The 2,500-nt window shown below is 53.9% G+C and carries 1 rRNA gene (cut by a window edge); it reads left to right on the top strand.

The window, feature by feature from the left end:
- A 23S ribosomal RNA gene (locus tag GRP75_RS19445) occupies window positions 1–2,498 on the top strand; it begins 429 nt to the left of the window's first position.
- Window positions 2,499–2,500 lie beyond the last annotated feature (2 nt).

The raw sequence follows: 2,500 nt of genomic DNA, 5'->3' as shown, positions 1-2,500 counted from the left end.
GCACGTGAAACCCCGTATGAATCCGGCAGGACCATCTGCCAAGGCTAAATACTCCCTGGCGACCGATAGTGAAGCAGTACCGTGAGGGAAAGGTGAAAAGCACCCCGGAAGGGGAGTGAAATAGATCCTGAAACCGTGTGCTTACAAGAAGTCAGAGCCCTATTTATGGGTGATGGCGTGCCTTTTGTAGAATGAACCGGCGAGTTACGTTCCCGTGCAAGGTTAAGGTGAAGAGCTGAAGCCGCAGCGAAAGCGAGTCTGAATAGGGCGATCTTGAGTACGTGGACGTAGACCCGAAACCGGGTGATCTACCCCTGTCCAGGGTGAAGGTGCGGTAACACGCACTGGAGGCCCGAACCCACGCATGTTGAAAAATGCGGGGATGAGGTGGGGGTAGCGGAGAAATTCCAATCGAACCCGGAGATAGCTGGTTCTCCCCGAAATAGCTTTAGGGCTAGCCTCGGAAAAAAGAATCGTGGAGGTAGAGCACTGATTGGGTGCGGGGCCCGCAAGGGTTACCAAGCTCAGTCAAACTCCGAATGCCATAGATTTAGTTCCGGGAGTCAGACAGTGAGTGCTAAGATCCATTGTCGAAAGGGAAACAGCCCAGACCATCAGCTAAGGTCCCCAAGTGTGTGTTAAGTGGGAAAGGATGTGGAGTTGCACAGACAACCAGGATGTTGGCTTAGAAGCAGCCACCATTGAAAGAGTGCGTAATAGCTCACTGGTCGAGTGACTCTGCGCCGAAAATGTAACGGGGCTAAACACACCACCGAAGCTATGGCTTGATGCTTGCATCAGGGGTAGGGGAGCGTTGAATGCGGGTTGAAGGTGTACCGTAAGGAGCGCTGGACTGCATTCAAGTGAGAATGCCGGTATGAGTAACGAAAAGATCTGTGAGAATCAGATCCGCCGAAAGCCTAAGGGTTCCTGAGGAAGGTTCGTCCGCTCAGGGTAAGTCGGGACCTAAGGCGAGGCCGATAGGCGTAGTCGAAGGACAACAGGTCGAAATTCCTGTACCACCGTAATCCGTTATGAGCGATGGGGTGACGCAGTAGGGTAGTGACGCGGACTGATGGATGTCCGTCTAAGCAGTGAGGCTGGTGTGTAGGCAAATCCGCACATCGTAAGGCTGGGCTGTGATGGGGAGCGAAAATTGTAGTAGCGAAGGTCATGATCTCAGACTGCCAAGAAAAGCCTCTAGCCAGGAGAAGGTGCCCGTACCGCAAACCGACACAGGTAGGCGAGAAGAGAATTCTAAGGCGCGCGGAAGAACTCTCGTTAAGGAACTCGGCAAAATGACCCCGTAACTTCGGGAGAAGGGGTGCCTCGGTAGGGTGAATAGCCCGAGGGGGCCGCAGTGAAAAGGCCCAAGCGACTGTTTAGCAAAAACACAGGTCTGTGCGAAGCCGCAAGGCGAAGTATACGGGCTGACGCCTGCCCGGTGCTGGAAGGTTAAGGGGAGTGGTAAGCCTTCGGGCGAAGCTATGAACCGAAGCCCCAGTAAACGGCGGCCGTAACTATAACGGTCCTAAGGTAGCGAAATTCCTTGTCAGGTAAATTCTGACCCGCACGAATGGCGTAACGACTTGGGCGCTGTCTCAACGAGAGATCCGGTGAAATTTTAATACCTGTGAAGATGCAGGTTACCCGCGACAAGACGGAAAGACCCCATGGAGCTTTACTGCAGCTTGATATTGAATTTGGGTACGATCTGTACAGGATAGGTGGGAGCCGTTGAACTTTGAGCGCCAGCTTGAAGGGAGGCATCCTTGGGATACCACCCTGATCGTATCTAGGTTCTAACTTGGTACCGTGATCCGGTGCGAGGACAGTGTCAGGTGGGCAGTTTGACTGGGGCGGTCGCCTCCTAAAGAGTAACGGAGGCGCCCCAAGGTTCCCTCAGAATGGTTGGAAATCATTCGAAGAGTGCAAAGGCAGAAGGGAGCTTGACTGCGAGACCTACAAGTCGAGCAGGGACGAAAGTCGGGCTTAGTGATCCGGTGGTACCGCATGGAAGGGCCATCGCTCAACGGATAAAAGCTACCCTGGGGATAACAGGCTTATCTCCCCCAAGAGTCCACATCGACGGGGAGGTTTGGCACCTCGATGTCGGCTCATCGCATCCTGGGGCTGAAGTAGGTCCCAAGGGTTGGGCTGTTCGCCCATTAAAGCGGTACGCGAGCTGGGTTCAGAACGTCGTGAGACAGTTCGGTCCCTATCTGTCGTGGGCGTAGGAAATTTGAGAGGAGCTGTCCTTAGTACGAGAGGACCGGGATGGACGTACCGCTGGTGTACCAGTTGTTCCGCCAGGAGCACCGCTGGGTAGCTATGTACGGAAGGGATAAGCGCTGAAAGCATCTAAGCGTGAAGCCCCCCTCAAGATGAGATTTCCCAATTAGTAAGACCCCTTGAAGACGACGAGGTAGATAGGTTGGGGGTGGAAGTGCAGTAATGCATGGAGCTGACCAATACTAATCGGTCGAGGGCTTATCCTAAA

Origin of the sequence: Paenibacillus sp. OT2-17 (genome assembly GCF_009827695.1) — a bacterium.
In the GTDB taxonomy this organism is placed as follows: Bacteria; Bacillota; Bacilli; order Paenibacillales; family Paenibacillaceae; genus Paenibacillus; species Paenibacillus polymyxa_B.
This window is presented reverse-complemented; position numbering and strand designations above follow the sequence as displayed.